The sequence below is a fragment of the Bacteroides sp. D1 genome (assembly GCF_000157095.2).
GTDB lineage: Bacteria > Bacteroidota > Bacteroidia > Bacteroidales > Bacteroidaceae > Bacteroides > Bacteroides xylanisolvens.
The window spans coordinates 198,575-223,391 of record NZ_JH114339.1 but is presented as its reverse complement, the minus strand read 5'-3'; the positions used below and the strand labels follow the sequence as shown (position 1 = coordinate 223,391).

Genomic DNA, 24,817 nt, shown 5'->3' with positions numbered 1-24,817 from the left:
TCTTTCAGCGATAACAATCCCATCAGGGAGTTGTTATCACTCCTATTTCATCCATTCCTACTTTCGCGGTTGTTGCGGTAGGTGTAGTAGCCTCCAACTTAATATAACGCGCCTGTACTTTCTGGCCGAAAGTGACCGTTTGCGGCAGCGGGTTGTGCATGATATTACTGAACTCACCATTGGCAGGAACTTCCTTCCAGTGCTTTCCGTCCATGCTCACAAAGAATTTATAACGGAAAGCCATCGTCGGTTTCGCTTCCGCTTTCGAAGGGGCATAAGTAAAGCTGGCTAATGTCACCGATTTGCCCAAGTCAATCGTCAACGGAGAATCAGCGACTTGTTTCCAGCCGGCACGAGGCAGATTATTCCAATCTTCACCCTGAACCACTTCCTGCAAAGGAGCTGCATAATAAGCGGCCACTTGGTTAATATGAGCAGTCAGACGACATTCGTCAATCTTCACCCGTAACTGACTGGCTTTCACGACCGGGAAACGCAGCATACGTTTATATCCGATTGTCGTACCCTTGCCTACTTCTTTCCAACCGTTATCAGTCAAAGCCTCTACAACGAAAGACTCCACTCTCTGTCCTTTTGTGATATCTTCCTGAAGCATCACTAAGTTAATTTCCGAACCCGGTTCCAAAGAATAAACGGCTTCACTGCCCGAAATGGCATTCCAGTAGTTTCTCCCTTTCTTCACCCGGTTATCGGCAAATATCTGTTCACGGTAAGCTGCAAATTCCTCCAGACGATTCACGTCCGCTTCATTAATCAAGCCTTTGCGGTCGGGCGGTATATTCAATAAAAGCACGGAGTTATATCCTACCGACTGGAAATAAATATCCGACAGATGTTTCAAGGATTTCACTTTCGCGTCTTCTTCCGCATGATAGAACCATCCCGGACGGATGGACACATCCACTTCCGAAGGATACCAGAATAATTCCGTAGCTTTCTCCAGCATTTTGCGGCTTCCTAAATCTTCCGCTTTGCTAAAGACACCCAGACGTTTGTTGTTTTCTGTCGAGCGGGCATAAATTCCCGGAGTCAGTACGGTGGCATTCCATTCCGTCTCGCGTCCCAGCCCTCTTTCATTTCCTACCCAACGGACATCGTCTCCCATAATCGCCATCACAGCTTTCGGTTGCAGGCGTTGAATGGTTTTATAGAAAGCGTCCCAGTCATATATTTGTTTCTTTCCGTTCGGGCCTTCCCCATTCGCTCCGTCGAACCATACTTCGTGCACTTCACCGTAATTGGTAAGCAATTCCGTCAATTGGCGGATAAAGAATTCATTGTAACGGGGAGAGTCTCCATAACATTCCGCATTGCGATCCCACGGAGAAAGATAGACGCCGAACTTCATATCATATTTATCGCAGGCTTTCCGAAGTTCTTTTACGACATCCCCCTGTCCGTTCTTCCAAGGAGAAGAGGCTACGGAATGTTTAGTGGTGGCTGTTGGCCAAAGGCAGAAACCGTCGTGATGCTTTGCGGTCAGAATAACCATTTTGAAACCTGCATTTTTCAAACTCTTCACCCATTGTCCAGCATCGAGTTCTGAAGGATTAAAGAGTGCGGGATCTTCTTTTCCGTCTCCCCATTCACGTCCGGTAAAAGTGTTGATGCCAAAATGAAGGAAAGCGGTCAGTTCCATTTGTTGCCAGGCATATTGTTGCGGAGTGGGTACCAACCGCGCTGCCATATCGACTTTCTGTTCGAGCGTTGCATCTTGAGGAAATTCAACATGCTTCACGTAGTAGTTTTCTTTTTTCTGTGCCTGCACTCCACCGATGAGGGTAGAAGACAATAAGAGAGAGATTAGTAGTTTATTCATAGCCTATAAATTATTGCAGTTTTACAAAAATAAAATAAAGGCACGGATTTCACGATTCTCATGGAATACTTTCTTACGATATTCCATTCAATCAGTGTAACCCCCACCTTTATATATAATCTAAATAACCTATTGATTTAGTATCTATTTTACCGGATAAAGGGTAAATTCAAAACTCTGTTTCTTTAATGGAACCAAGTATTGCGGTAACACTCCGGGACCACAAGTAGCCGTCCCCACGCCTGCCTGTTCGGCATCCAGATGCACTGTCAGCAATCCATCACGTTCCAGTTCATTGATATGGCGGACCTTCTCTAATAATACATCCGAGAAAGGAATCATACTAAACTGGAAAGCACGATTTGATTCTACAAAGAGGCCTTCGCCGGAAGTATTTGCCAACTTCGCCCAACGTACATCGGTGCGGTTGCCCGTAGATTGCGGAGCAACATAATAATGAAACATCCGTTCCGGTGTGGTCTGATATACACCGATTTTGCCGGACTGATTGCGGTCAATGTATGTTTCATTCTCTCCACGTCCGAGGTAAGAAACCTGATCGTAGGTGTTCGATACACGGAATGTCAGTCCCAGGCGTGCCATTGATTTCACGATGGTCGTGTCGGGCTGGAAAGTAGTAAGAACTTTCAGCGCACCGTTTTTATCCAATGAATAAACAAAGTCGGCAGTTCCTATCTTTTGCGCTTTCGCATTTAGAATTTCCACCCGGGCAGTGGTCGAAGTCTTGCCCTCTTTCAGTGAAACGACCTTTTGGGTCAGATTATCCAATCCTGCATTACGCCACAGACGTGCACCGTTCTTATCCCGGTTGTCATTATCCGTTGCCGGGCGGAAAAGGCTCAATGTCAGCGGAGCAGCTAATAATTCTTTGCCATTCAGGTTCAATGAAGTCAGCGCCCCTGTTTGCTTGTCAACAGTGAAAGTCGTTTCACCTGCTTTTTGCGGACGGTAACCTGTATAATTCTTATTACCGGCAAGCACGAACTGATCGTATGCCACTTCCCAGTCCTTATCGATCATTGAAGATGCTTCACGACGCGTCCAGCTGATATTCAGATAAGCCTCACGAATTGTATTCGGAAGTTTGACAGCGCCTAAAGCTACATCTACGGTAGCGTGCGGTGCACAATCAATCGTTTTCGTACCTTCTGCCAAGATCTTGCCATTGTCTGCCGTCACATTCCAGTTCAGTACATACTCATTCAGATTAGAGAAGTCATACCAGTTCTTGACACGGATAGTCAGATTCTTTTGATCCGCCAAAGTCGCTTTTATATTCTGATATACTTTCTTTACTTCAAGCAAATGCGGATGCGGTTCACGATTGGCGCCTACCAAACCGTTACAGCAGAAGTTACCGAAACTCGGGATTCCTTCCGGCCCGTAATCACCGCCATACGTCCAATACCATTTACCATTTTTATCTATTTCGCGGAATGACTGGTCTACCCAGTCCCAAACGCAGCCACCTTGTGCCATCGGATTGTTTTCAAATACATCCCAGTATTCTTTCAATCCGCCGCAACTGTTACCCATCGCATGAAGATATTCGCAAAGAATGAAAGGACGATAGATGTCTTTCTTCGCAAGATATGCTTTGATGTCGTCCACACTGCGGTACATACGGCAGTAAATATCCGTATTATAGTTCAATTCGGCACGTTCGTATTGCACGGGACGAGTGTTTTCTACCGATTTCAGCCAGTCGTAGGTACGCTCGAAGTTGATTCCGTTGCCGGCTTCATTTCCCAACGACCAGATAACGATAGCGGGATGATTCTTGGAACGTTCGTACATCCGGTGGGTGCGGTCCATGTGCGCGGTCAGCCAGGTAGTGTCTTTGGCAAGAGAAGCAGACCCATATCCCATGCCGTGAGATTCGATATTTGCCTCATCAATCATGTACAATCCGTAGCGGTCGCAAAGCTGATACCAGTAAGGGTGAGTCGGATAATGCGAGTTACGCACCATGTTGATATTGTGCTGTTTCATCAGTTTGATGTCCAGTTCCATCAGTTCCTTGCTCACGGTACGTCCCAGCTGGGAGTGTTCGTGACGGTTAGTTCCTTTCACCAATACCGGAACACCGTTGATGCAGAAACGTCCGTCTTTGATTTCCGATGTACGGAAGCCGACTTCGCAACCCGTCAGTTCGGTGACCTTGCCTTGTTCATCTTTCAGTTCGAGTATCAATGTGTAAAGATGAGGATGCTCTGCACTCCAAGCCTTTACATCAGGTAGATTCTTTTCATCAAACGTGATAAGATTGCTCAATCCACGGGATTTTATCCGGATGGCATCCTGCAAGACAGCTTTGCCTTCGGCGTCTTTCAGGGTGTAAGCAATAGAAGTGGCTCCAAGTGTAATAGAAGGTCCCTCTACGGTCACTTCAAGTCCGAAAATTCCATCTTTGTATTTCTCTTTGTCCAAAGATGCATTCAGTTTGTAGTCGGCAATGTACTGTTTAGGAGTGCTGTAAAGATACACATCACGTTCGATACCACTCAAACGCCACATATCCTGACATTCCAGATAAGCACCCGCACTCCATCGGTACACTTCCAAAGCAACCACATTTTCGCCTTCATTGAGGACGTCAGTAATATCCCATTCGGCAGCTGTCTTTGATCCCTGATTGTATCCAAGCAATTTTCCATTCACCCATACATAATAGAAAGAGATGACCCCTTCACAACAAAGTACTATCCGGCGTCCTTTCCAGTCGGCAGGCACTTTGAAGGTACGGCGGTATGAGCCGACTTCATTTTCCGCATGCGGTACCAGCGGCGGATTCTTCTTGAAGTTGAACATTTTATCGTCAAATTCATACGTTTCGTTGACATAGATAGCTGTGCCATAACCCTGACATTCCCAGTTGCCGGGCACATTGATGTCCGCCCATCCTCCTGTGTAATAAGAAGGTTGGTAAAAGTCCTTCGGACGGTTATCGGGATTCTTCACCCAATGGAATTTCCACTTTCCGTTCAGGCTCATATAAAAAGGAGACTGTTCATACCCTCCCGGCTTTTCAATGTCGGAAGCGTTGGCATAAGGCCATACGTATGTGTGAGGAGCGAGTTTGTTCAGTCCCACCGCATACTGGCTTTGCCATTCGGGCAACGGTTGTTGCTGCGCTAGCGTGAAAGTAGTGGCAGCCAGTACTGCTGATAAGATTAAAGAAGTTCGTTTCTTAAAGCTAATGTTCATAAGCATGTCATCATTATTAGTTTATACAAGATTGTTTTACAAAGCACCTAATTGCTATTTTTTAACTACTTGATTACTATTCTATAATCACTTCATCAAAATAGACTCTCGCTTCCTGACCGGGGCGGACATGCTCGTCGGGACATATCCCCGCACCTTCTGCCGTCACCCGGACATAACGAGCAGATACTCCGCCCATGTCTATCGAATAGTCATTTCTGAAAGTTCCTTCCTGATAGATTTCTTCCGGAGAAAAGTTCAATTCTCCTATGGCATGGTAGGTACGATTATCATCAGAAACTTCTACGCGAATCATTTTCGGTTTGTGCGCTCCCATTCCATAATTCGTAATGCAACCAATAGCTAATTTATTCAGTTTTTCCTGACTCTGTAAATCTATTGTGAAAGAGATAGAATCATTCCGGCTCCAGTTACACCATTCAGAATCCGTATATTTCAGGCTTCCCCGCAATCCATTGACTAATAACATTTCGTTCTTCTTATTGTCAAGCAAAGGTTTTGCCGTAGCTTTGTTCCATGTGAGTGGCAACTCTAAGGTTTCTCCCATTTGCTTGCCGTTCATAAAGGTAGCGGCTTTCACCATTTGCGTCTTCGTCACACAGATAGGTCCGTCGTAACGATGAGAAGACATTGCCGGATTACTCCCATTCAGTGTATAATAAATTTCCACATCCGGACGGATACATTCCAAACTCACTTCCAGATGTCCGTCCACTGGTGTCACCGTCTGTTGTATGTTATACATTGAGCGGGCATAAACAATTCCTTTTTCTGCAATATGCGAATTGTATACATCCATTCGTTTCAAAAATCCAGTCCAGTCCTTCGTTCCTGCAGCTGTCCAAGCCACTTCTGCCAAGGCAGCCAGACGAGGGAACAAAAGATAATCCACGTCTTCCGGTTTATTACAGAATTCCGTCCACATACAGGCCTGTATACCCATTAGCAATGATTCGTATTCCGGTTTCCAGTCTTTTTGTACAGGTTCGTAATCAAAAACATCTTTTAGGGTATTGTTACCGAAATACGTTACCGGTTCAAACCATTGCGGTCCCTGATAGCGAATCAGGTACATGATACGCGCCGGAGTCATGATAAAACGATGTCCTTTTTCAGCAGCTTTCAGGGCAGCCGTTCCCATTCCCTGCCAACCGAGAATAATGGATTCTTCGGGAAGAAAAGAACTGTTTGTCAACTCATCCCAGCCAATCACCTCGCGTCCTTTCTTACGCAGGTAATCACTGATACGCTTCATGAAATAACCTTGCAAGTCTTCCTCATTGGCTAAATGCTGCTTTCTCATCCGTTTCTGACAAAGCGGACATTTTTCCCAGTTCGTCTTTCGCGCTTCATCTCCTCCGACATGAATATAGCGGGAAGGGAAAAGTGCCAGAATTTCGTCAAAGACATCCTGCAAGAATGTAAATACGCTATCATTTCCCGCACAGTAGATAATCTCGGAATTTCGTCCTCCCAAGCCGGGAAGTACACCGATAAAGTCTTTCACAACCGGACAAGCAAACTGGGGATAAGCAGCCAAAGCAGCGTTACTGTGTGCCGGTACATCTATTTCCGGAATGACTTCTATTTGTCTGTCGGCAGCATAAGCTACAATTTCCCGAATCTCCTCCTGTGTATAGAAACCACCTATTGGAGTAAGCTCTCCACGCTCCGGGTTACGGCGTGAGTGAAAAGGTACATCCGTACGGTCTACTCTCCACGCTCCTACTTCCGTCAAACGAGGATATTTCTTTATTTCAATCCGCCAGCCGTTATCGTCCGTCAGATGAAAATGAAGTTTGTTTATTTTCAACATCGCCATACAGTCGATGATTCGCAGTACGTTCTCTTTGGGAATAAAGCAACGTACCGGGTCCAAAAGTAATCCTCTGAAACCAAAACGGGGCTCATCCTGAACTGTCATTGCGGGAACGCTCCAAGCGATATTCTGTACCGGTTGCTCTGATTCTATGGCAGCAGGCAGGAGTTGGCGAATAGATTGCAGGGCATAAAAGAAACCCTTTGTATCCGAAGCTTTAATAAGTATCTGTTGCGGTGTAATCTCCAACAGATATGCTTCGGGTTTAAAAGAAGAATCCGTCACAAAACGAATTTGTCCTTCTTTGCTGCCGACATTCAAAGCCGGAGTTATTCCGGCAGCACGGGTAAACAAGTCGATAAAATTGCGGGCAATCACGGCTTGTTCCTGATTTTCTACCGCAAAGGCCGTTTTTGCAGAAAAGGTGAAATTACCACTACCCGGCACAATCTGTGTCGGGCGTGGTACTATTGAAATTAAAGGGGATGTTAAGTTATCAGCCTGCAAGAACACTGTCAGTGGCGAAAGCAGTATGAGAATGATTAAGATGTATCTTTTCATGGTGTATATACGTTGGTGTTATTCCTTGTCTCTTTCCGGTGAGAAGCGGACAGGGTCATTGTATTGCTCCTGAAGTTTCAGCATTTCTTCTTTCAGTTCTTTCACTACCGATTCGTATTCAGGTTGCCCGTAGAGGTTGTGCATTTCCGACGGGTCTGCCTGCAAGTCGTAGAGTTCCCACCAGTTGATATCATTATAGAAATGAATCAATTTATAGCGGTCTGTACGTACCCCGTAATGACGTTTCACCATGTGTTCAGCGGGATATTCATAGAAATGATAGTAGAGAGCTTTCCGCCAGTCTTTCGGATGTTCGCCTTTCAGTAAAGGAACGAGGGATATCCCTTGGATATCAGAAGGGATTTCTGCTCCTGCCAATTCGAGGAAGGTGGGTGCATAGTCGATGTTCTGTACCATTTCTGTGATATCACCCCTGCGGTCGAATCCTTTCGGCAAACGCATGATAAGCGGTGTACGCATGGATTCTTCGTACATGAAGCGTTTATCAAACCAACCGTGTTCACCCATGTAGAATCCTTGGTCGGAAGTATAGACGACAAGTGTGTTATCCAGCAAGCCTTTCTCTTTCAGATAGTCGAGTACACGACCAACATTGTCGTCCAGTGATTTTACGGTCTTCATATAGTCACGCATGTAACGCTGGAATTTCCAATTGGCAAGTTCCTTGCCTTGCAGGTTCTGCCTGTAGAAATCATCTATAACCGGCGTGTAGAATTTGTCCCATGCAGCACGTTGACCTTCGTCCATACGTCCGACATACTTCTCATATAAGGATTTCAGACGGGTGTTTTTATCAGGACGAAGCATTTTGAGGTCATAAATCATGTCCATGTCCTTCACAATATTCATCTCTTGCGCGGCAGCGGCGGGACGTCCTTCATAATCGTCAAAGAAATTATCCGGTAGCGGGAAGGTTTTATCTTCGTACAAAGCCAGGTTGCAAGTATCCGCCAACCAGTTACGGTGAATTGCCTTGTGGTGAATCAAAAGGCAGAAAGGTTTTTCCGGATTGCGTTTGTTTTCTATCCAGTCAATGGCGTCATCGGTAATAAGATTCGTGATGTATCCATGTTTTTGAATAGTGTCATTGTTTTGTGTGATGAAATCCGGGTTGTAGTAGTCTCCTTGTCCGGGAACAATCTGCCAGTAATCAAAGCCGGAAGGCAAGCTTTCAAGATGCCATTTACCCACCAATGCTGTCTGATAACCGATTTTCTGCAACAGTTTCGGAAAAGTTTGTTGCGAACTGTCGAATACGCAAGTGGTATTATCATAGAATTTATTGGCACAACTATGTTTGCCCGTTATCATGCAGGCACGGCTGGGGCCGCTTAAAGAATTGGCAACAAAGCTTTGAGTAAAACGTACACCGTCAGCAGCAATGCGGTCGAGGTTGGGGGTTTCCATGTAGCGTGTGTCGTAACAGCTCATCATTTGAGCTGTGTGGTCGTCTGTCATAATGTAGACGATATTCAAAGGGAGTTGCTCCGCAGGCCTTTGCTTGTTTGAGCAGGAAGCAAGGGAAGCTACGGCAGCTATTCCTGCTAAAGGAAAGAATAAGTTTGATTGCAGTTTTTCCATAAAACAACTTTATATTAGATTGTAGTGACAAAGGTAGAGACCTGTCAACAAAATCCATGTTCACAAATAACCAATTAATTTCCAATATTCTCCATTTTTGTCTGTTTCAGAAGGAAAAATGGCAAAAACACTATTTACAACTCATTTCCAATCCAGCAAATCCAAGAAAATATATACAATGATTTCTATTTATATAAAGAAAACCCGAATGAAAAGCAGAAACACTCCTCCTCTGCATTCGGGAAAAAACAACTTGTTATAACTACTATTTTTAATAGCCGAAGTTATTTTTTGTAATAGCTATATTAGTATTCATTTCATCACGCGGAATAGGGAACAACAAATTCTTTTTCAAGAAAGTCTCATCATTCAAATTTCCATTATTGTAAATACGTTCACCCCAGACTCCCGTTGCATTGGGATTATTCTCCTGCCACTTTTTAGTTATTGAGTGATTATTATTCACAGTAAGTGCTTTTTTCAAATATTCAGTTCCACGCAAGCGCATCATTTGATACATTTCAGTTTCACCGGCACCTTCAAAAAGTCTTTCAAAGAATATCTTTTCACGTACTTGATCTTTTGTTAATGTTGACTCCCATTTGGCTGGTTGTGTCGAAACCTTAGCTCCCGACTTACGTGCACGCGCCAACACGAGATCTACTGTATTAATTGCATCGTCTTTTCTATCCAATTCATTATAGACATCAGCCAACATCAATAATAAATCTGCATAACGATATAAAATTAGATTTTTATGACTGGCAATACCTGCCATATTCATATCAAAAGCTTTTGCAAAATGAGGCCATGCCGCTCTTTCTCCTGTCCTACCCGCCGCAGTACATACATTCAAAAAATCTTTCAATCCTTTACGATATTTCTCATCAAATTTGGTTTCATCATTCGTGATAGCCAAAATTTCATCCGCGCTCGGATTCTCTTTATTAGTCAATAACTCATAAGGAATTCTACCAACTAACAACTTGTTATTTTTCCAACCGGCAGGTTTTATACCGCTATCATAAGTGAAATAAGGATATTCATAGGTAGAGTCACGGGCAGACGGCACAGGCTCTACTTGAGCTACAGGTCCGATATTGTTTGTACATTTTCTCCATTTTGCCATAAATGTAGTCTCAATACGAGGATCTCCCCAATAGGTTCCCGCAAAGAAATCATAAAAAGCTTTCGTACACTTCACTCTATGGAAACTCTTACCATACGATGATGCAGCAGGATTAAAAACCCAAGATCCCCTATTAAAAGAAGACAACTCACCATTCACCTGAAATCCCAGTTGAAATATAGATTCTTTAGAACCTTTAATCTTATCAACAAATAAATTAGAAAATTTCGATTCCAAATCATATTTACCTTTCACTCCTTCAAAATAGGTCTTTGCTTTTTCCCAAGCTGTAGCATCACCCAAACAACCTAAAGTATGATACAACTTACCTAAATATGCTTCTGCAGTCCATTTCGTTGGAAATCCATCAGAATTCGTTTCCGGCAAATATTTTGAAGCAAATTCCAAGTCACTTCGTACAACATCCAACACCTCTAAACGCGAGGAACGAGGTACAGCTACGCCGTCATGAGAAGAAGGAGTTGTCTTCAAGGGTACATCTCCCCAACATATTGCAAGGTTATAATAAGACAAGGCACGCAAGAAATGAGCCTCTGCAGCCATTTCGTCTTTATCCTCCAAAGAAGTACTTTCTACGTTGGCTATAAATGCATTCGTTTCATTAATTACTTTATACATTACATACCATGCATTTGTCAACAGATCATCTGTATAGTCACATTGCAGCCATCCACACATATCATTTGTACCCCCATTAGTCTGTGCCCATCCGAAACCACTATATCGTACCGGAATTTCTTGCCAATGCTGACCATATCCTCCACTAGTCAATGCAAAATAACCATAGCATCCATATAATGCTGCACGTGCCTTTTCAGAAGTAGAAAACTGAATTTGTGTATTCAAAGTATATTGCGGGTCTTCATCTAACCACGATTCACAAGAAGCCAATAATAAGCAGCTTGCTAATAAAAATATATAGGTAAATTTCTTCATTTTCATAATCATTTATTGTAAATTAAAAGGTTACATTCAAGCCAAACACAAAAGAACGCATATTTGGAAAAGCATTCATATCAATACCTCGACGCAGGCCATCAAATGCAAAGCTATTTACCTCCGGATCATATCCACTATAATTGGTTATAACAAATGCATTCTTTACTGAAGCAAAAATACTGGTATTCTGGAACCCAATCTTAGTCATCCACGCTTTAGGCAAAATATAATTCAGCGTAATATCTGAACAACGCAAATAACTTCCATCTTCTACATAACGATCATAAACAACACCTTTTACATTTGAAGTAGACGACGGATATAAATTAGAACGATTCTCCGGAGTCCAGGCATTATAATAAGCATCTTTTCTCAAGTTTCCAGCCTGTCTGGAAGGAGTCTGTTCGTAACGGATATTTGTATTCAGAATATCATTACCATAAACACCTGTAAAAGAAGCAGAGAGAGAGAGATTCTTCCATTCCAAACGTGTCTGGAAACCATAGGTGAAATCAGGATTCGGATCACCTATCACAACCATGTCATTAGGATCTACTATACCATCTTCATTCACATCCACACATTTAATATTACCAGCTGCCATATCATTTCCAACAGATGAAGTGTAATATTTGGTAGAACCATCTGATGAGATATATCCTACTTTGCCATCAACAACATCTTCTTCCTGAATAATTCCCTGTGTCTTATAACCGAAAAATAGTCCCGGAGCCTCACCCTCAATAAAAACATTTGCAGGTCCAAAATGATCGCCAATCGTCTTACCTAAATAACCACGTACTCCTTTCAAGGAACCTATATCAGAAACTTCCAAACCTAAATTCTCAATCGTAGTCTTGTTGAAACCAATATTTCCGCCTACATTCCACTTCCACCCGTTACTGCGAATAATATCAGCATTTAAACTAAACTCAAAACCTTTATTCAACAACGAGCCTTCATTTATCATCACTGTTGCAAATCCACTGGAATATGGCAGAGCACGCTCAACCAACAAATCTTTTGTGTTTTTACGGTAATAATCAAATGCACCATTCAGGCGACCATTAAAGAAACCAAAGTCAAGACCAACATTCCACGAAGAAGTACGTTCCCACTTCAAACCCTCATTTTGCAGACTTTTGATTTGCATAGACGTCAGTTTATTCCCATCTCCATCAGCATAGTCCACCTTATTTTCATAAATAGATAGAGACTGATATGGATCAATACCCTGATTACCTGTCTCACCATAACCAACACGTACCTTCAACTGACTTAGCCAATCAATGCTCTTCATATAAGCTTCCTGTTCCATACGCCATGCTAATGAGAAAGACGGGAAATATGCCCAACGATTACCCTTTTTAAATTTACTGGATCCGTCAGCACGCAATGAAGCCGTCAACAAGTACTTATCATAAGCAGATAAATTAACACGTCCTAAATATGAAAGTAATTGATAATCTTTTTGTATAGGCTGTTTTACATCCACTTTTCCTGCATTAGACAATCCTTTAGTACGTAAGTCATAGATAGAAAAAGTATTGCCTGAAACATTCTCTGTCAGAAAATGATATTCATCATAAGTGATACCCGCTGTTGCCGACAGACGAAAATCCTTAGTCAAGTCCATATTAAAGTTTAACAGGTTTTCCACTGTATAATTAGACTTATTGACATTACTGATTGCCAGTAAACCCTTCACATTTTCTCCCGGAGGTAACTGAATCCCATACCAACGTTTACGGTCATTGACAATTATATTCCCCCCTGCACGCAGACTATACGAGAAATATTTATTAATGTTCCAATTCAGATTCAAGCTTCCATTAAATGTCTTATTATTAGTAATATCATCATAATCATTTACCCAACTAAATACATTCATTTTTGATTCCAAAGCACCCGGATCATCATCAGGAACAATATAAGGAGCTGTATCAAGAACCGTACGAGCCAAAGATCCGGCAACGCCTCCGGTTGTATTACCGCCCGTCATCATATCATTCTGCTTTAATGAACCGCTCAATATCAAATTTAAAGTTACTTTTTTAGATAATTCAGCAGTTAAATTAGCACGCAAGTCACCCTGTTTTATTCCTGTATTTTCTACGATACCATTAATATCCTTAAAGTTACCGGAGATATAATATTTCATACCGGCAGTTCCTCCACTGACAGAAGCCGAGTAGACCTGTGAGAAAGCTGATGTATATGCTTCTTTTTGCCAGTTGCGATAGGTAATAACCTTATATAATTCCGGATTATTCGGATCTGCCTGATAAGCGGATTCATTACCACTAAATACGTAACGCATTTCACCATTAGGTTGCAGATAATATCGCGGTTGGTCTAATTTAGAATTAGTGTAATCGGCATACTCTTCCAAATTTAACATATCGTGCAAGTTACGTGCATTAGCTATCGTAAAGTTCGCTGTGACATTTACTTTTGCCTTTCCGGCCTTTCCCTTTTTAGTTGTAATAAGAATTACGCCATTGGCACCACGAGAACCATAAATCGCAGTAGCAGAAGCATCTTTCAAGACGGTAATATCCTCAATATCATTAGGATTTATTGCACTCAACGGATCTTGAGCTATTTGGAAGTCACCACCTCCCACAGCAGACTCGGCAAACTCACCAGTAGATGCTTGCGGCACATTATCAATCACATATAACGGCTGATTATCTCCACGTAATGAGTTAGCACCACGAATAGTGACAGAAGAAGCAGCACCCGGAGTAGACATTGAAGCTGTTACATTTAAACCTGCAATCTTACCTTGCAATAGCCCGTCAATAGATACAGCTTTTGAAGCATCATTCGCATCAGGACGAAGACTGGCTGTAGCGCCTGTTAAATCGCTCTTTTTAGCCGTTCCATAACCAACAACAACTACTTCATCCAAATTTTGTGCATCCTCTTTTAATTGAACGTTAATTTTAGTCTGATTTCCAACCACTATTTCTTGTTTGGAATAACCGATAAAAGTAAAGACCAACACTGATTTTGAGTTTGGAACGGAAATGGAGAATTTTCCATCAATGTTGGTAATTGTCCCATTAGTAGTACCTTTTACTTGTACATTGACACCAGGCATACTTTCATTTAGAGCATCCACTACCTGACCGGTAATGTTTTTACCTTGTCCCATAGATTGCGCTACAAACGCAAACAATGTGATGAAACATAGCAGAAAAACTTTTGATAGGTTCTTCATAGAAGTCATTTTTATAAATTATTAAATTTAAAGATTAAAAAGCTTATTCCAGATTTTTTGCTGAAATCCATACGCAAATATAGACGTGGTTACTGAATATGCATGTTCTATTTTAGCTACTATTTTTCCAATTTTGTCTAAAATCATCCATTTCATCGATATATCTAACCATCATAGACATTGTTGGACATCTTACGAATCAAAAAAAGAAAGCGGAAGTATCCATTCTTGAATATTCCCGCCTCCTTTATATTTTATCCTAATATAACTACAACAATTTTCCTATGAAGATATATTATAGGTTTTCTATATCAGAAGATTGAAGACCCGTATATTTGATAATTATATCAATGGATATTCCGTCCTCTCTCATCTTCCGAGCAATTTCAATTTGCTTCTTTTGCTCTCCTTTCTCCAACCCTTTCTCCAACCCTTCCTTCATCCCTTCTTTCATCCCTTCTTTCATCCCTTCTTTTATTCCCTCTAGCCTTCCTTTTTTCACTCCTTTTTCCAACCCGGCCTTCATCCCTTCCTTTAACCCTTCTTCAGCCGCTTTTCTCCGCATCTCTTCGTTTTTACGCCGTTCATCCTCCTCTACAATTTGGTTGACCCTATACCGATCTAATGCCTTATCATAAGCGATACGGTTTTCTTCCGAAAGATCGGCAACTGCTGCCAATCTCGCCAGATGTTCAAACACTTGTTCTTTCAAAGCATCCGGCATTCTATTCCAATTGCTCATATTCTTCAGTGCATAAATTAATTTATCATATAATGTATGGCAGTCCGACAAATCCTTTGTAAAATAAGGAAATTGCAAATAAATCTGCCGGAGATGCGGATTAACAATCTTCCCTGTATCACGGTCGGAAAGAACCGTATCCGTACGGAATTTAGCCTCTAAATTTTCCTCTTTGAAATTCGTCAGGAAAATTCCATATATAGTAGGTAGTCTATACTGCTTTCCATAAGAGACAAGTGGTTCTCTTGCAGTCATCGGATCCTCAGGGACAGGGACTTCTTTTGAAGAAGGAGATTCTATCTGCCGACTCACAGCACGACAAACATAATAAAGTGTACGATCTAAAAAATTACTGTGCCAACGATTCTGCATCTCCACGATAATATACTCACCACTTGCTGTACGGCAATAAAGATCATAAATGATACCTTTATCACTCACATTGTCCGCATGATCTTCCTTATCCAGAAAAGTAAGTTCTGTAATATGATGTTCACCTGCAAGTAGTTCGTTCAACAAAGTGATGAGCAAATTCTTACTGGCCGGTTGACCAAAAATAATTTTAAATCCTATATCAGTAAAAGGATTGACGTATTTGGACATGATATTCTATTTTTAGCAAAGGTAACTATTTAAATCCATAAACATAAAAAACAATCCCAAACTTTACGGATTTATAGCCTTTTATAGTAAGCTGTCTCCCTTTCAATTCCTCCAAACAAACAAGAGAAATGTTCTATTTTTCAGATTAAGAAAGAAAACAAAACTATTGAAGATGGTAATCCGGAATTAAAAGCATCCATATTACCACATATATATGCATATTACCACCACAATACAGCATATATTTTCAGATGATATGCGTTTTCTTTAAAGAAATAAATGATTTTCCTCGGTGAGCAATAAGCCATTCCTCGGTGAGGAACACATCCTTCCTCACCGAGAAAGCCTTCCATACTCACCGACCAAGTTATAAAAGCCCTCGGAAAAGCCCGTTTATAGGCTAGTTCATCATCACAAGCGCACAAAAGAAAAATGATAAAGCAAACTACATACGGGCAAATAGTAAGCATATAGATAGCAATACAGAGAAATTATTTATTTTTAGACAGGAATTATCCAGGATAACAAACAACCCTACATTCTTTCATCCAAAATGCAGAGCGTTTTTTCCTTCACCACAAACAAGTGACCGATATATTAAAAACAGAAAGAATAGAATATACCCTTTTTCAGATCAGCACATTTTTAATCCCCTCCTTTCAACAACCATACTCTTTCAGAGTCTGCATCAACTTCGCACCATTGATCGGCTTCACCAGATAATCATCACAACCGGCTTTCAACGCAGCTACCCGGTCGGCATCAAAGGCATGAGCAGTCAGGGCGATAATTGGAATTTCAGCATTAAACTTCCGGATCTCCGAGGTTGCAGTACGCCCGTCCATAACAGGCATCTTCATATCCATCAGTACCAAATCCACCGGTTGGGTACGAACAATCTCAACTGCCTCCAGTCCATTCGGTGCGTGTAACAACTGGCATTTGTTTTTCAAAATAGAAGATACCAAAAAGAAGTTACTTTGAATATCTTCAACGACCAGCACTCTTTTAGGTACTTTCTTTGTTTCTTCGGAGTCAAGAATGCTTTCATTATCTGCATCCTTCTCATTATTCCGACGTGAAGAAGTCGGCTCGCTGTCAACCGAATCAAACTGGCATGGCAAAACCGCCCAAAATAAAGACCCTTTATCAAATTCCGACTCAAAGCCTATCTCTCCCCTGCAAGCCTCAACGATGGCTTTACAAATAGACAGTCCCAGTCCGGTTCCCTGTGCAAATTCATCCAGTTTCTCAAAACGATGGAACACCTTGTCTTTTTTATCTTCCGGTATACCAATACCTGTATCACGAACGTAAAGACGAATATCTCCGTCTATCTTTTCATACCCCATTTCAATAGTTCCTTTGGAGGTATATTTGATAGCATTAGTTACAAAGTTAGTGAGAATCTGCGCTAACCGGTTTTTATCCAAACGAACGGTACAGGTTTCATAAGGATTCACGGGAACTAACCGAACCTGCGGATTTACTACACGACGATGCATCGAAGCAGCTAATTCGTTGAAATAAACAGCCAAATCAAAATCTTCGTATTTCAGTTCTACCGAGCCGGCTTCTATTTTCGAAAGATCCAGTATGTCGTTAATCAGTTTCAAAAGCAACTCATTGTTGGCATTGATAATCTGAATAAATTCTTCTTTTTCTTCTTGATCTTCCGTCACCATCAATAAGTCGGAAAAACCAACGATAGCATTTAACGGTGTACGAATTTCATGGCTCATATTTGCCAGAAAGGCGGATTTCAACTTATCGGATTGTTCAGCGCGGCTCCTTGCCTTTTCAAGTTCACCAATCATGTGCTGCCGCTCGGTAACATCATCTACGCGAATCACGACACCGTCAACATCTCCCTGTTCATTAAATATGGGAGTAGCAAAGACTTCTATGACATGCTTGTTATCCAGATTAAACAAGATAGACTCTACCTGACCGGATCTCCGGGCACGTTGCATCACACAGTTCTCACAAGGAGTGGTGCGATTATGGGCCGTCAGATAGCAAAGCTCCCCTTTTTTGTAAGCCTCATAAGAAAGGCTTTTACTACAAAGCGAGATATTCTCCCATTGTACGATATAGTCGTTCGCAATATATGCCAATCCCGAATTAATATTGTTCAATACCAACTCATTCTGACGAATCAATTGGATCATTCTTTGTTCGCTCTCAAGGAGTTCTTTTTTTGAGCGCACCGCTTCTTCGTAAAGATTATCATATTTGTTTTGCCACAGAACACGTTCGGTGACATCCTGACTAATCACCATATAATTCGTAATTTCCGACTTTTCATTATGTACGAAAGAAACGGTAATCTCGAAGAATTTTATACCGGACAGATTAGTAGGAAAAAGATGACGCACGTCATCAAAATTATATTTTGCCATGAAACGCACTGTTTCTCCTTTTCTGACCTATTCTTTGATTTCATCAGAGAAACTAGTGTAATTAAATAGATTATAGCCCAGAATATCCTTCTTGTCTTTTATCCCCATTGATCTCAACCGCGAATAATTGACATCTATCATGAGACCGTCCTTATCATACAACTCCAAGCCTACAGACAGGTCATTAAAGATGTTGTGCAATAAGTTGTCAGCTATCCCATTTTCCAAAGTCTGTTCCATGCAGCAAAATTTGTATAGTATTACAATATTGATTGTTTATCCAAGCAAAGTTACTTAAATATTTTATTACATAACAAGAAAGAGGCTAAAAAGCCTCTTTCAGTATCTTTATTTCGCATTTTGGTATAAGAAGTCTGTTGCTTTCGCTAATGTTTCCGGTTTGCCTATATCAATCAGGTGCAACTTTTCTGTCAAGTAACCACTATAGTTTACTTGCCGGCAAGTGGCAAGATAGAAATCCATAATAGAGAATTTACCCTCCCAACAGGGAGAAGTCATCCATTGAAAAATGGCGGGCGAAAGTACATGGATACCACTGAATGCATATTCTTGATAAAGAGAAGGGTCATACTGAAAACCTTCCGGTTTCACTTGTCCTGTGTCCTTGTTTATCCATCCGCAAAGTCTCTTGCCTGTATCAAAAAGAAGATAGCGGGAGGTTTTACGTTGGCTAGCCAGCAAAGTGGCAACAGCACCGCTTTGTAGATGGTAGTCATATAAATCTTTCAAATTCACGTCTGAAAGAATATCTACATTGTGTATCAGGAAAGGTTCATCGGAATTTTCAAAGAAAGAACGGGCTTTCTTAACTCCCCCACCGGTGTCGAGCAACAGGTCGCGTTCGTCGGAAATATGTATGATGAGTCCAAAATTCTCATTGGCTTTCAGGAAGTCAAGTATCTGTTCGCCAAAATGGTGGATGTTAATCACTATTTCTGTGAATCCGGCAGCTTTCAGTTTTAAAATCACATGTTCCAACATTGGACGTCCGGCTATGGGAACCAAAGCCTTCGGCATGGTATCGGTGAGTGGTTTTAGCCGGCTACCCAAACCGGCTGCAAATATCATTGCTTTCATTCTTTCGGTTACTTTCTTCTTTACATTTACTCTTCTTAGATTGTTGCCTCAAACATATGTTCGATATTCTGTTCCCGATGCACCAGTTCGACTTTCACACCAAATTTCTGATTCAGGTGCTCTGCCAGGTGCTGGGCTGAATAAACAGAACGATGTTGTCCGCCGGTGCAACCGAAGCAGACGGACAAATTGCTGAATCCGCGTTCCATATAACGTTTCACGGAGGCATCTACCAAAGCATAGACATGATCGAGGAAACGAAGTATTTCGCCATCTTCTTCCAAGAAAGTGATTACAGGTTCATCCAGTCCGGTGAAAGGTTTGTAACGCTCATACTTGCCGGGATTATTCACGGCACGGCAGTCGAATACATAACCTCCTCCATTGCCGGTAGAGTCATCAGGAATTCCTTTCTTATAGGCAAAGCTCATTACTTTGACGGTTAGCTGCCGCTTTTTCAGGTCGTCCGTAAATTGTTTCAGTCCGGTAAGCTCCCGCAAAACGTTACAGAGATACGGATATTCCGGATATTCTTCTTTTAACAATTCACGCAGGTTTTCGATGGCATAAGGAACGCTTTGGATAAAATGCGGTTTCTTTTCAAAGTAACCACGGAAACCGTAGGCTCCCAGCACTTGCAGCGTACGGAAAAGGACAAAGTGGCGAAGCTGGCTATAAAAATAGGATTCGTCAATCGGTTGGTATTTGCGAAGAGCTTCCATATATTCTTGCAGCAGTTCTTTGCGGAGGCTGTCAGGATATTTCGCTTTCGCCTGCCACAGGAAAGAGGCTATGTCATAATAGAACGGGCCTTTGCGTCCGCCCTGAAAGTCGATAAACCACGGTTCCCCGTCTTTTATCATCACATTACGACTTTGAAAATCACGATACATGAAAGTAGCGGAAGAACTGCGGAGCAAGACATCGCTCATTTTCTGGAAATCATCTTCCAGTTTGTCTTCCTGAAACTCCATACCGGTAGCTTTCAGGAAGCAATATTTGAAGTAATTCAAATCCCACAGAATAGAGCGTTGGTTGAACTCCGGTTGAGGATAACAGCGGGAAAAATCAAATCCATCCGCCCCGGCAAATTGAATAGCAGGAAGCAGACGAATCGTTTTGCGAAGCAACTCTTTTTCCTCTTCGGAAAAGACACTGGTAGCACGTCCTTTCTCTATGGCATGGAACAACAGAGTATCGCCCAAATCTTCCTGCAAATAATAGGTTTTATCTTCCGAGGCAATGCGCACTTCGGGAACAGGCAGTCCACATTTGCGGAAGTGTCCTGCCATATAAAGAAATGCCTCATTCTCATCAATAGAAGCCCCGTAGACTCCAATCAATGTTTCTATACCCGTCAGCCGAAAATAACGGCGGTTGGAACCGGAAGACGGTAATTCTGTTATGTTTTCAGCGGGAACGCCCGTATATGACTGATAAAGTTTCTGTAGTTCTTCGGTAATCATAGTCGTATATTTTCGAGCAAAGATAAGCATAAAAACTAAAAAATAAGAGAGGGGATTTAACTAATATTCATCCGAATACACTATCTTTGTTTCAGTTTAACTGACCTGATCTCATGAGAACAAAAACCTTTTTACTACTATGCATTGCATTTATCACACTGTTTATCGGCGTTTCCACTCTTCAAGCCGGTCATTATTACTATAAGCAAATCTCCCTAAAAGATGGTCTTCCCTCTACCGTGAGATGTATTTTAACGGACAAACAAGGATTTGTATGGATAGGAACCCGTTCCGGATTAGGGAGATATGACGGACACGAACTTAAAAAATATATTCATCAGGCAAATAACCCTCATTCCATTCCTCACAATTTAATCTACCAGATGATAGAAGACGAACAAAACAATATCTGGATTCTGACAGACAAAGGAGTGACACGTTATCAGAGGCAAAGCGATGACTTTTTTATACCGACTGATGAGACAGGAAATAATATCATCGCCTATTCCGCCTGCCTGACTGATAACGGAGTGTTATTCGGTTCGAAAAATAAAATCTTTTTCTATAATTATCAGGATACCTCTTTACGCCTCCTACAAACATTTGACTTAGAACCCAATTATAATGTGACTCTACTAAATCTATGGGATAAACACACATTACTCTGTTGCAGCCGGTGGCAAGGACTACTCCTGCTCGACCTGAATACCGGAAAATGCCGACGTCCTCCTTTCGATTGCGGAAAAGAAATCATGAATGTACTCATAGACTCACAAAAAAGAATCTGGGTAGCTCCCTACAATGGAGGGCTGAACTGTCTGACACGCGACGGTAAACTACTGGCTACATATACTACCCACAACTCCTCTTTAAGCAACAATGTCATACTAAGTCTCGCCGAACGGGAAGGAGAAATCTGGATTGGAACAGACGGAGGAGGCATTAATATTCTCGACCCGGAAACAAGACGTATTTCGCTGTTGGAGCATATGCCCGGAAGTGACCACTACTCACTCCCCGCTAACTCTATTTTATGTCTGTACAACGACTGCAACAATAATATGTGGGCAGGTAGCATCCGTAACGGACTAATCAGCATCCGGGAAGTTTCCATGAAAACGTATACAGATGTACCTCCCGGCAACGACCGCGGACTAAGCAACAATACCGTTCTAAGTCTTTTCCAAGAATCCCAAGACCAAATTTGGGTCGGTACAGACGGAGGAGGCATCAACAGCTTTAACCCACTCACAGAGAAATTTATCCATTACCCTTCCACCTGGGAAGACAAAGTAGCCTCTATCTGCCAGTTTACTCCCGGCAAATTATTAATTTCTCTTTTCTCACAGGGAGTATTTATTTTCAACCCGGCAACAGGAGAAAAACAGCCTTTCACCATTGTTGACGCTAAAACGACAGCACTCTTGTGCAATCGAGGCAAGGCTGTAAATCTACTTCGGAACACTCATCACAATATTCTGTTCCTTGGAGAACATATCTATATCTATGATTTGAATACACGTACTTTCAGTACCGTTATAGAACAAGAAGAGCAGGAAATTATCGGTGCTCTCTTACCGATCGACAATTATAAGAATATCACTTATCTAAATGATACGAAGCACATATATGAACTGGACAACCATACCAACCGGCTGAAAGCCCTGTACAGATGTTGGAAAGATACAACGATCAACTCTGTTGCACGAGACGAAGAGGGAAATTTCTGGATTGGAAACAACTACGGATTGGTACACTACAATCCTGCCACCAAAATACAGACACCAATCCCGACCTCTCTATTTAGTGAAATCACATTGATCGCATGCGACCAGCAAGGAAAAGTATGGATAGGAGCCGACAGTATGCTTTTCGCCTGGCTCATCAAAGAGAAAAAATTCGTTCTATTCGGTGAATCAGACGGTGTAATCCAAAACGAATATCTTTCCAAACCTCGTCTATTAAGTATGCGGGGAGACATCTACATGGGTGGAGTGAAAGGGTTACTGCATATTAACAGCAAAATACCATTAACCACTTCCGAACTTCCCCAACTCCAATTATCAGATGTCATCATTAATGGAGAGTCAGTAAATAACGAATTAACGAATCATCCAGCAGGGATTTCTGCTCCCTGGAATTGTAATATCACTATTCGAATCATGTCGAAAGAGAAAGATATTTTTCGACAGAAAGTGTACAGATACCAAATAGAGGGGCTGAATGACCAGCAAATCGAATCATACAATCCCGAACTGGCCATACGTTCACTTCCTCCGGGAAGTTATAAAATCATGGCGTCCTGTACCGCCAAGGATGGTAATTGGATTCCCAGTCAGGAAGTACTGGAATTGACCATCCTTCCTCCCTGGTATCGGACATGGTGGTTTATTCTTTGTTGCGCCGTTTTTATTGCTGCCGCTATTATCGAAGCTTTCCGAAGAGCATGGAAACGTAAAGAAGAGAAGTTAAAGTGGGCAATGAAAGAACATGAGCAACAGGTATATGAAGAAAAAGTACGTTTTCTTATTAATATCAGTCATGAGTTGCGTACACCTTTAACGTTAATATACGCACCACTTAACCGGATGTTGAAATCCCTTTCTACCGAAGATACACAGTATTTGCCAATAAAAGCGATCTACCGTCAAGCGCAGCGAATGAAAAACCTTATTAATATGGTACTCGATGTACGCAAGATGGAGGTTGGCGAAAGCAAATTACTGATACAACCGTATGCTCTCAATCAATGGATTGAACATGTATCCCAAGATTTTATCAGCGAAGGGGAAGCAAAGAACGTCCATATCCGTTATCAGCTTGATCCACATATCGATACTGTAAGTTTTGATAAAGATAAGTGTGAGATTATTCTAAGTAATCTGCTTATCAATGCCTTGAAACACAGTCCGCAGGATGCAGAAATAACAATTATGTCGGAGTTGCTTTCCGAAAAGAATCGTGTACGTATCTCCATCATTGACCGGGGAAACGGATTGAAACAAGTAAATACACAGAAACTCTTCACCCGTTTCTATCAGGGTACAGGAGAGCAGAGCGGTACAGGGATCGGATTGTCTTATTCCAAGATTCTGGTAGAACTACACGGAGGTTCCATTGGTGCGCAAGATAATCAGGATGCCGGTGCGACATTCTTCTTTGAACTGCCCTTGAGACAACAATCGGAAGAGATTATCTGCCAACCAAAAGCATATTTGAACGAATTGATGAGTGACGATAGTAAAGAACAACAACCGGAGGAAGATAATTTCGACACGAGTCCTTACAGTGTTTTAGTAGTGGATGATAATCCGGACTTGACGGACTTCCTGAAAAAGTCACTGGGAGAATATTTCAAACGGGTAGTGATTGCTTCGGATGGTGTGGAAGCCCTTCAACTGACCAAAAGCCATGCCCCGGATATTATCATCAGCGACGTGATGATGCCGAGAATGAATGGATATGAACTATGCAAAAATATAAAGGAAGATATTACGATCAGTCACATTCCTATCGTTCTGCTGACAGCAAGAGATGATAAACAAAGCCAGTTGAGTGGTTACAAGAACGGGGCGGATGCTTATCTGACTAAACCTTTTGAGATAGAAATGCTGATGGAAATCATTCGCAACCGGTTGAAGAACCGCGAATCTATCAAGAAGAGATATTTGAATACAGGACTAGTCCCTGCGCCGGAAGAAAGCACCTTTAGCCAGGCAGATGAAACATTCCTGTTGAAACTGAATAAAATTATCCTGGAGCATTTGGATAGCAGTCATCTGGATGTCACTTTTATCTGCAAAGAGATAGGTATGAGCAGAGCCTCCCTTTACAATAAGCTGAAAGCTCTAACCGATATGGGAGCCAATGATTACATTAATAAATTCCGGATGGAAAAAGCAATCACGTTAATCACCAGTACGGACCTATCGTTCACGGAAATTGCCGAGAAGGTCGGTTTTACTACTTCACGCTATTTCAGTACGGCTTTCAAACAATATACTGGAGAAACGCCGACTCAATACAAAGAAAAGCAGAAACAGGAAAGGAAAAAAGAGCAATAAGAAGCTACCCGGAAAATAAATATTTTTTAGGCACGGATTACACAGGTTTCACGCTT

At 41.8% G+C, this 24,817-nt stretch carries 12 protein-coding genes; 1 reads left to right on the top strand and 11 read right to left on the bottom strand.

Annotated features, from left to right (window positions below):
* Nucleotides 1-22: 22 nt before the first annotated feature.
* The 11 genes from BSAG_RS13555 to BSAG_RS13595 all read right to left on the bottom strand — a co-directional run bounded on the left by BSAG_RS13555 (nucleotide 23) and on the right by BSAG_RS13595 (nucleotide 20,697).
* A complete protein-coding gene (locus BSAG_RS13555) occupies nucleotides 23-1,840 on the bottom strand; it encodes an alpha-L-fucosidase (protein ID WP_004316228.1) in 1,818 nt (605 codons plus the stop codon).
* Between the two features lie 144 nt (nucleotides 1,841-1,984).
* A complete protein-coding gene (locus BSAG_RS13560) occupies nucleotides 1,985-5,074 on the bottom strand; it encodes a glycoside hydrolase family 2 TIM barrel-domain containing protein (RefSeq protein ID WP_004316229.1) in 3,090 nt (1,029 codons plus the stop codon).
* A gap of 70 nt (nucleotides 5,075-5,144) precedes the next feature.
* Nucleotides 5,145-7,469 (bottom strand): glycoside hydrolase family 20 protein, encoded by a 2,325-nt coding sequence (locus BSAG_RS13565; RefSeq protein WP_004316230.1) that lies wholly within the window; start codon nucleotides 7,467-7,469, stop codon nucleotides 5,145-5,147.
* 18 nt (nucleotides 7,470-7,487) lie between these two features.
* On the bottom strand, nucleotides 7,488-9,071 hold the full coding sequence (locus BSAG_RS13570) for a sulfatase (protein WP_004316231.1): 1,584 nt from the start codon (nucleotides 9,069-9,071) through the stop codon (nucleotides 7,488-7,490).
* A gap of 271 nt (nucleotides 9,072-9,342) precedes the next feature.
* A complete protein-coding gene (locus BSAG_RS13575) occupies nucleotides 9,343-11,157 on the bottom strand; it encodes a RagB/SusD family nutrient uptake outer membrane protein (RefSeq protein WP_008026069.1) in 1,815 nt (604 codons plus the stop codon).
* A gap of 22 nt (nucleotides 11,158-11,179) precedes the next feature.
* The gene (locus BSAG_RS13580; RefSeq protein ID WP_008017577.1) at nucleotides 11,180-14,386 is read right to left on the bottom strand and encodes a SusC/RagA family TonB-linked outer membrane protein; all 3,207 of its coding nucleotides are present in this window, start codon (nucleotides 14,384-14,386) and stop codon (nucleotides 11,180-11,182) included.
* 295 nt (nucleotides 14,387-14,681) lie between these two features.
* Entirely contained in the window at nucleotides 14,682-15,731 is a 1,050-nt protein-coding gene (locus BSAG_RS13585; RefSeq protein WP_004316235.1) for a PD-(D/E)XK nuclease family transposase, read from the bottom strand.
* Nucleotides 15,732-16,390: 659 nt separating this feature from the next.
* Nucleotides 16,391-18,142, bottom strand: coding sequence for a response regulator (locus BSAG_RS0223115; RefSeq protein ID WP_004316236.1), 1,752 nt, complete (start codon nucleotides 18,140-18,142; stop codon nucleotides 16,391-16,393).
* 18 nt (nucleotides 18,143-18,160) lie between these two features.
* Nucleotides 18,161-18,373, bottom strand: a complete 213-nt coding sequence (locus BSAG_RS26050; RefSeq protein ID WP_004316237.1) for a hypothetical protein — start codon at nucleotides 18,371-18,373, stop codon at nucleotides 18,161-18,163.
* A gap of 108 nt (nucleotides 18,374-18,481) precedes the next feature.
* The gene (locus tag BSAG_RS13590; RefSeq protein ID WP_004316238.1) at nucleotides 18,482-19,231 is read right to left on the bottom strand and encodes a nucleotidyltransferase family protein; all 750 of its coding nucleotides are present in this window, start codon (nucleotides 19,229-19,231) and stop codon (nucleotides 18,482-18,484) included.
* 35 nt (nucleotides 19,232-19,266) lie between these two features.
* On the bottom strand, nucleotides 19,267-20,697 hold the full coding sequence (locus tag BSAG_RS13595; protein WP_008017572.1) for a phosphotransferase: 1,431 nt from the start codon (nucleotides 20,695-20,697) through the stop codon (nucleotides 19,267-19,269).
* 113 nt (nucleotides 20,698-20,810) lie between these two features.
* Here BSAG_RS13595 and BSAG_RS13600 point away from each other — a divergent pair, with 113 nt between their 5' ends.
* Entirely contained in the window at nucleotides 20,811-24,761 is a 3,951-nt protein-coding gene (locus tag BSAG_RS13600) for a two-component regulator propeller domain-containing protein (RefSeq protein WP_008771483.1), read from the top strand.
* Nucleotides 24,762-24,817: the final 56 nt, after the last annotated feature.